A 7,996-nucleotide genomic window follows, 5' to 3' on the forward strand; every position below is an offset into this window, starting at 1 on the left:
CGTCATACTACTTTACTTTATGTTCTATCATTAAAATGAAATAACAAGCAATAAAAAGTGAACTTTGATTCAATTATTCAGCAAAGTTATAGACAACACTAAACTTTCACATATTTAGATACTTAAAATTCTGAAAAAATGAGCTGTAGATTTGTGTTTCTATTTTCGGCACTTATACTCAAATCTAACCATCCATCAAGAGAATAAAACATGCGTAAATTAGTGGTTTTTTCGGGTGCAGGTATGAGCGCAGAAAGTGGAATCAACACCTTTAGAGATGGTGATGGCTTATGGGAAAAACATCGCGTGGAGGATGTCGCAAGTCCTGAAGCATGGGCAAGGAATCCTGAATTAGTCCAACGCTTTTATAATGAACGTCGTAAAAACATTCTTAATGCGCAGCCTAACTTGGCGCATCGCTTAATTGCTGAACTTGAAGATGATTTTGATGTACAAGTGATCACCCAAAATATTGATGATTTGCATGAACGTGCAGGCAGTTCAGAAGTTTTGCATTTACACGGCAATATTCGTTTAGCCAAAAGCTCAGGGCCTCATGCACAATACACGACAGAATTTTTTCCAATTGAAGGTGACTCGCTGAACTTGCAACAGGATCTTTGCCCACAAGGCTATCCTTTACGTCCGCATGTGGTCTGGTTTGGCGAAGCAGTTCCTGCCTATGAAGAAGCACTGGATTTGATTCAAGATGCCGATATTTTTATTGTGATTGGTACAAGTTTGGTGGTATACCCTGTTGCTGGATTAGTACACGAAATTCCTGCAAATTGTCAGGCTTATTATATTGACCCAAAAGCCATGCAAGCCCAACTTCCTGCTCAATTTCAACGGATTTCCAAAACTGCCACTGAGGGCATTCAGCAATTGTTCGATCAATTACATCAAGTTTAAAGTAATTACAGTATCTAAATTTTTCCACTTGTAAGATGTCATCAACATGCTTAGGCTATTTTGACATCTTGCAGGATTGCATCATTTTCATAATAGTTTTAGGTATCTCTTTAAAACTTTGTTACCATCGCTCTTTCTCTGTGTTTGTGATGTTTACTGCATATGACCTCATCTTATCAGCAACAACTTGATGCAAAAGTTGCCCGTATTTCTGCCCAATTTGCCGAATATAACCCGCCTGCCTTGCAAGTATTTGCCTCACCAGAACACAACTACCGTATGCGGGCAGAGTTCCGAATTTGGCATATTGAAGATGATCTGTTTTATGCCATGTTTGAACGCAGTGAAGATAAGCAGAAAAAAGTTATTCGTGTAGATGAGTTTCCGATTGCAGACCGCAGCATTAACTTATTAATGCCAAAGCTGTTAGCCGCCCTGAAAGCCGATCCCGTATTATCGGCTCGTTTATTTGAAGTGCATTTTTTAGCGACTTTAAGTGGCGAAATGTTGGTTTCACTGCTTTATCACCGCAAACTTGAATCTGATTGGGAGCCTGCAGCCCAAGCTTTGAGCAAAGCATTAAACATTAAACTGATTGGACGCAGCCGTGGGCAAAAATTCGTGCTATCCGATGAGTATGTAGTTGAACAATTACAGGTTTTTGAGCGCACTTATACCTATAAGCAAATTGAAAGCAGCTTTACCCAGCCAAACGCGCAAGTTTGCCAAAAAATGCTGGAATGGGCATGTACGGTTGCCGAATATTCTGAGCAAGATTTATTAGAACTTTATTGTGGTAATGGTAACTTTACCCTGCCGCTATCGACTCGTTTCCGTCGTGTACTTGCCACAGAACTGGCTAAATCTTCGGTATATGCAGCGCAGTGGAATATTGAACAAAACCAGATTGAGAATATTCAAGTGGCACGCTTATCGGCTGAAGAGTTTACTCAAGCCTATAACGGTGAGCGTGAATTCCGCCGCTTGCAAGAAGCGAACATTGATCTTGCAAGTTATGATTTTGATACGGTCTTTGTCGATCCGCCACGCGCAGGAATTGACGATGACACCTTAAAACTCCTACAGCGTTTTAAGCGTATTATTTATATTTCGTGCAACCCAGACACATTGCATGACAATTTAAAAACCTTGTGTCAAAGCCATAAAGTGACGCAATTTGCACTGTTTGATCAATTCCCATACACCCATCATGTTGAGTCGGGTGTTTTACTGGAAAAGATTTAAACAATTTGTTGCATTATTCTTCAATATTTACAAGTTCTCCTTTTTAGCACTTGTAAATATTATGATGTAAATGAATCAGTTAAAGCATTACAAGCCCTTTAACTGTCATAATTTCGTTAAAAAAATGCAATATCATCGAAAATTCTGCAACTCGATTGCTGCTTTTATCACTTAGGTCGACTTGATTTATTTTTTATATTGGCTATATTTCGATCTATGTTAGGTTGTGAATGAAGGCTCTATGAGTTTTTGGCAAAAGTTGTTCTCTACAGAACAGCAAAACGAGCATAAAAATCAAATTGCTTGTGTTGAAAATGATTGCTCTTGCAAGACAAATGAACAACTTCTCGAAGCTTTAACCAAAGCCACAGATGAAGATGTCATTATCGGGATTAAGAAGGTTCTCGCTTCGCGAGGTTATAGCCGCAAAGAGTTAAATGAACTCCAGCATCTACCATTCCAGTAATGGAATATGATAAAAAAGGCATTTAGTTGAACTAAGTGCCTTTTTTAATGGCTGCATATATATTAGAACGATAAATTTTATAAATCGCGACACGTGCTTGAACTTGCACAAAAACGCTAATCTTTTCAAACGCAGTCAATCATATCTTCATAATCATGCGCTAATATTTCTACACATAATCATCACACCAATAAATTCGAATTATTCAAACAGAGAAAATGACAATGAAAAAAACTAGCCTTAGCTGTCTTGCCCTACTCAGCCTAAGTTTAACAGCCTGTAGCCCAATGCCGAAAGAATGTGCCGAAACTTGGGAGAAAATGGAAAGTTTTGCTAAAAACATGGGTATTTCAGATGAGCAACTTAAACAACAAAAAAAGCAATTTGAAAATGAAGTCAAACAAATGAAAAGCGAAGAAGCAGTCAAAATCTGCAGGATGCAAGGCACAGCCTTAGGTTTTATTGGACAATAAATTCAGCCAAGCCAAAACCAAATTCCAATGTTAGGGTTTACAGCCTTGATGATCTATATAAGCTAAAATTGGACCTAAATTGCGATGTGGATGAGTATGACGTTGTAATTGCGGAATATACGCCGTAGAAATCGAACCATCTAAATACAAGGCATTTGGCGTTTGCAGCTCATCTTTAAAAAAGGTGGCAAATTGATGAAAAGTTACGGGCGTCTTGCTAATCACAAAGTACAGGCTTTGGTCTTTTAACCCAACCCCATTTCTAATTTTATAAGAAGTACTGTCTGCCAAAAAACGTGAATTTAACTGGCGATTAATAACTAACATTGGGCCAGACTGTGTCGCATACTGCGCTTTGAACGCTTGATTGGCATATTGTTGGGTTGTTCCTAAAAACACCCGTTGATGATTCCACGCCAGTACACCATTGGGCTGAATTAAAAAATTCCCCCATCCCTGTTGCTGTCGGTTCAGCTTTTTAAGTTGTCGTCCTTGTTCCACATACAAACCCACAGGCGAATAATCTGGATGAAACATGCCTGCATTCATGGCAAATTGCATGTTTTCACAAGACTGTAGATTTTTTTGTAGTTGTGAAATTTGCAGATATGGTTTCCCTTGCCGATCTTTCAGATATAAGCCTAACTGTGACAACTGTGTCACTTCCACCACATCTGCATTGATTTTACTGTTATTGACCGTCCATGCGCGAATTTCCGCCTGTGCAGCAGGCGTCCAGAATAAATAACTGAGTAATAAGTACTTCCACCGAGAACGAAACATTATCATCTCCATACCTGCTATGTTACAAATTGTGCATATAACTGAATGGGTTATCGCATATTTGCGTCAGACGCAGTACACTATAAAACCTGATTTCTTTTCTCTACTCATGTTACTTTATTGGTCAAGCGTACGATGCTCAAGCAGAAAACACGATTTCCTTTAGGGGCACATTTAATTGTGAAACATTTCGGCTATAGCCATCATGGCATCTATGCTGGGCGTGGTCGCGTGATTCACTATTCGGGTTTCGCACATCTTTTCAAAAAACACCCGATTGAAATGACCAGTATTGAAAAGTTTAGTCACGGCAAAAATATTATTGTGCAGTCGTATCATGCGCCCAAGTATAAAGGCCGCAAAGTGGTGCGTCGTATGCGTTCTAGAATGCACGAAAATAATTATCATCTGATTATGAATAACTGTGAACATTTATGCACTTGGGCTATTACAGGTGTAGAAAGCAGTCCGCAAGTATTTAAGATGATGGATCGTTTGACCACCATTGGGTATGTCAGCTCATTGATGAGTTATATGAATAGTATGATGCTGACCCTGACCACCACTTGCTTTGCTTTAGTGCTCTATATTAAGAAGAAACTACGCGACAAAGCCAAAATGCAGTTACCGCAAATCCTGATGAAGCAGGAACAACATAAAAACCGCTAATGCTGCCATTTTAGCGACACTGTGTATCTTATAAAATATTTTAAAGACAAAATCAAAAGCCCAACCTGAATTGATCAAATTGGGCTTTTATATTACAAGCTAAAACCTAAATAAGATTTTACTTACCCGGCTTAAAGCTGTCTTTTAAGTCTAAAATACGGTTAAACACAGGTTTCTCTGCTGTATGGTCGTATTGATCTGCAACAAAATAACCTTCTCGTTCAAATTGGAAACGATCTTCAGGTTGTGCTTTTGCCAATGCAGGTTCAACAATGGCTTGTACCACCGTCAATGATTCAGGGTTTAGATTCGCCAAGAAATCATCGCCCACTTCTGGGTCAGATTCGGTAAATAAGCGATCATATAAGCGAACTTCTGCCGCAACGCCTTTACTTGCAGAGACCCAGTGAATCACGCCTTTTACTTTACGACCTTCTGGGTTTTTGCCCAAAGTTTCAGGGTCAATTGAACATTTCAGCTCAATGACTTCGCCGTTAGCATCTTTAATCACTTCATCACACTTGATTACATAAGCATGACGTAAACGTACTTCTCCTTCAGGCACTAAACGCTTAAAGCCTTTAGGCGGCACTTCTTCAAAGTCTTTACGGTCAATGTAAATTTCAGAAGTCAGCGGAATGATACGTTCACCCATATCTACATTTGGATGACGTGCATGGACCAAATCTAATGCTTCTGGCAAGTTAGTCAAAGTCACTTTAAGTGGATTTAACACCGCCATACCACGTGCTGCAGTATTTTCCAATGACTGACGGATGCAATATTCAAGCATTGCCACATCCACAATACCATCCGACTTAGACACACCTACACGCTTACAGAAATCACGCAAACCTTCTGGTGTAAAGCCACGACGACGCATACCTACCACTGTTGGCATACGTGGGTCATCCCAACCATTCACAAAACCGCCTTCAACCAATTTACGCAATTTACGCTTAGATGTGATGGTGTAATCAATATTCAAACGGCTAGATTCATACTGACGCGGCACAGCCTCGGATTTCACCTTTTCCACCACCCAATCATAGAATGGACGATGGTCTTGGAATTCTAAAGTACATAGTGAATGAGTAATGCCTTCAATGGCATCTGATAATGGATGCGCATAATCATACATTGGGTACATTTTCCATTTATCGCCCGTTTGGTGATGCGATGAATGTAAAACACGATACAAAATCGGATCACGCATGTGTACGTTTGGTGAAGCCATATCAATTTTGGCACGGAGTACTGCCTGACCTTCGCCTAATTCACCATTGCGCATTTTTTCAAATAAAGCCAAGTTTTCTGCTACTGGCGTATCACGATATGGCGAATTTTTACCCGGCTCTACAAAAGAACCACGATTGAGCTTAATCTCATCAGGGGTTTGCAAATCGACATAAGCATCGCCTTGTTCGATCAGCTGAATTGCCCATGTATATAATTGATCGAAATAGCTTGATGCATAGCGTGGTTCGCCATTCCACTCAAAACCCAGCCATTTCACGTCATTGGCAATACCATCAACATATTCTTGTTCTTCTGCATCTGGGTTGGTGTCATCAAAACGTAAGTTACACACCCCTTGATATTCTTGTGCGATGCCAAAGTTCAAGCAAATTGCTTTCACGTGACCAATATGCAAATAACCATTCGGCTCAGGTGGAAAACGTGTCACCACCTGCTGAGTGCGACCCGCCGCAATATCATCGGTAATGACTTGACGTATAAAGTCTAAGCCCGGCTGTTGTTCTTGCTGCACAGCATCGACAGAGGCATTTGAACTTGGTGTCGGGGTGTTTGGCAGAGATGCAACAACATCATTTGGCTTCATAGCAATAAAATCACTTCTAAAATAAAATTGGATAAACTAGGTTACAGAAACTTCAGTAGTGAAGCATACATCACCCATTAGAACGCTTTTCCTTGTTTTTAACAAAGAAAATAACGTTTTTACTTGCCTTGTAGTTTACAGTTTGCTTATGCTTCTCTCAACCAAAAAACCCATGGCATTCGTGTCCATGTTTAGGAGATTACACAATGAGTTTTCCTCAAGTCGAATTAAACACCAATAAAGGTCGTATTGTTTTAGAATTGAACGCTGAAAAAGCACCAATTACAGTTGCTAACTTCTTAGAATACGTTCGTGATGGTTTTTATGACGGCGTAATTTTCCACCGTGTTATTGATGGTTTCATGATCCAAGGCGGTGGCATGGATGAAAACTTCAAAGAAAAAGCAACACGTGATGCGATTGAAAACGAAGCAGACAACGGCTTAAGCAACGATGTTGGTACAATTGCAATGGCACGTACCCAAGCACCTCACTCTGCTTCTGCACAGTTCTTCATTAACGTAAAAAATAACTCTTTCTTAAACCACACAGGCAAAACTGCACAAGGTTGGGGTTATGCCGTGTTTGGTAAAGTTGTTGAAGGTATGGACGTTGTAGATGCAATTAAAGGCGTGCGTACTGGCAACCGTGGTTATCACGCAGATGTTCCACTAGAAAATGTGGTGATTGAATCTGCAAAAATCATTGCTGAATAAGAATCTTACCCGACCTCGCTTACGCACATCATTTTAAAGTACTGCTTTAAAATTCGTTTAGGGAGGAGAAATCCCTCTTTTAAAAGAGGGATTTCGGGAGATTCCAAGGAATAATTCGTGACCTATCTGTTTATCGCAGATTTACACTTGTCACCAAATCACCCTCGACTTGTTCGGGGGTTTTTAGATTTGCTAGACGCTTATCAAAATAAAAACACCCAACTGTATATTTTAGGCGACTGGTTTAATGCATGGATTGGCGATGATTACAAAGCGCCTTGGCTCGATGAAGTTGTTGCACATTTAAAGCAGTTTAGCCAAGCTGCTGGTAATCATATTTACTTTATTGTCGGCAATCGAGATTTTGCTTTAGGTCAGAAATTTCTAGATCAGTTTTCAGGGCAACTCCTACCCGATGTGTACACGCTGCATATTGGTTCTCAACAGGTACGTTTAGAACATGGCGATGCACTGTGTACCGATGATGTGTCCTATCAAAAATTCCGTAAAATCATTCGCAATCCCATCATTTTAGGGATTTTAAAGAAAACACCTTTGGCTTTTCGGCAAAAACTTGCACAAGGTTTCCGCAAAAAAAGTCAGCAAGCCAATCAAGTCAAAAGTTATGACGTCATGGACGTAAATGCAGATGCTGTGTCACAAGCCTTGCAGCATGCAGATGTGTTAATTCATGGGCATACGCATCGTCCAAATATTCACAATGAACACGGCAAACCTAGAATTGTATTAGGCGATTGGCGCGCAGATGCTGCGCAAATTTTAGAAATTAATCCACAACAAAACAATATGGAATTAAAATTAAAGAAATGGAGTTACTAGGATAAAAGTTGACAACATTAACTTCTAAGACTTGCCAAATCCGTTTTTA

The 7,996-nt window shown here is 39.9% G+C and carries 9 protein-coding genes; 7 read left to right on the forward strand and 2 right to left on the reverse strand.

The window, feature by feature from the left end; genetic code table 11:
* Positions 1-210: 210 nt before the first annotated feature.
* The 4 genes from VF675_RS12910 (at position 211) to VF675_RS12925 (ending at position 3,096) form a co-directional block, all read left to right on the forward strand.
* Positions 211-912: an SIR2 family NAD-dependent protein deacylase gene (locus tag VF675_RS12910; RefSeq protein WP_104852083.1), complete on the forward strand. Its 702-nt coding sequence runs from the start codon at positions 211-213 to the stop codon at positions 910-912.
* A 162-nt stretch (positions 913-1,074) separates the two neighbouring features.
* Positions 1,075-2,157 (forward strand): tRNA (uridine(54)-C5)-methyltransferase TrmA, encoded by a 1,083-nt coding sequence (trmA, locus tag VF675_RS12915; protein WP_154320708.1) that lies wholly within the window; start codon positions 1,075-1,077, stop codon positions 2,155-2,157.
* 241 nt (positions 2,158-2,398) lie between these two features.
* On the forward strand, positions 2,399-2,623 hold the full coding sequence (locus VF675_RS12920) for a hypothetical protein (RefSeq protein WP_004973321.1): 225 nt from the start codon (positions 2,399-2,401) through the stop codon (positions 2,621-2,623).
* Between the two features lie 224 nt (positions 2,624-2,847).
* Entirely contained in the window at positions 2,848-3,096 is a 249-nt protein-coding gene (locus VF675_RS12925) for a hypothetical protein (RefSeq protein ID WP_004973320.1), read from the forward strand.
* A gap of 30 nt (positions 3,097-3,126) precedes the next feature.
* On the opposite strand, the gene VF675_RS12930 is transcribed toward VF675_RS12925, so the two are convergent.
* A complete protein-coding gene (locus VF675_RS12930) occupies positions 3,127-3,879 on the reverse strand; it encodes a phosphodiester glycosidase family protein (RefSeq protein ID WP_440205327.1) in 753 nt (250 codons plus the stop codon).
* A gap of 135 nt (positions 3,880-4,014) precedes the next feature.
* Here VF675_RS12930 and VF675_RS12935 point away from each other — a divergent pair, with 135 nt between their 5' ends.
* Positions 4,015-4,548, forward strand: a complete 534-nt coding sequence (locus tag VF675_RS12935) for a lecithin retinol acyltransferase family protein (RefSeq protein ID WP_096900868.1) — start codon at positions 4,015-4,017, stop codon at positions 4,546-4,548.
* Positions 4,549-4,666: 118 nt separating this feature from the next.
* Here VF675_RS12935 and VF675_RS12940 read toward each other — a convergent pair whose 3' ends face one another.
* A complete protein-coding gene (locus tag VF675_RS12940; protein ID WP_131260901.1) occupies positions 4,667-6,391 on the reverse strand; it encodes a glutamine--tRNA ligase/YqeY domain fusion protein in 1,725 nt (574 codons plus the stop codon).
* A gap of 206 nt (positions 6,392-6,597) precedes the next feature.
* Here VF675_RS12940 and VF675_RS12945 point away from each other — a divergent pair, with 206 nt between their 5' ends.
* Both VF675_RS12945 and VF675_RS12950 read left to right on the forward strand, forming a co-directional pair.
* Positions 6,598-7,107, forward strand: coding sequence for a peptidylprolyl isomerase (locus VF675_RS12945; RefSeq protein ID WP_004973310.1), 510 nt, complete (start codon positions 6,598-6,600; stop codon positions 7,105-7,107).
* Between the two features lie 117 nt (positions 7,108-7,224).
* Positions 7,225-7,947, forward strand: a complete 723-nt coding sequence (locus VF675_RS12950) for a UDP-2,3-diacylglucosamine diphosphatase (RefSeq protein WP_440205328.1) — start codon at positions 7,225-7,227, stop codon at positions 7,945-7,947.
* The last annotated feature ends 49 nt before the right edge of the window (positions 7,948-7,996 follow it).

The organism is Acinetobacter sp. Lyrl_1, from assembly GCF_051948795.1.
GTDB lineage: Bacteria > Pseudomonadota > Gammaproteobacteria > Pseudomonadales > Moraxellaceae > Acinetobacter > Acinetobacter towneri.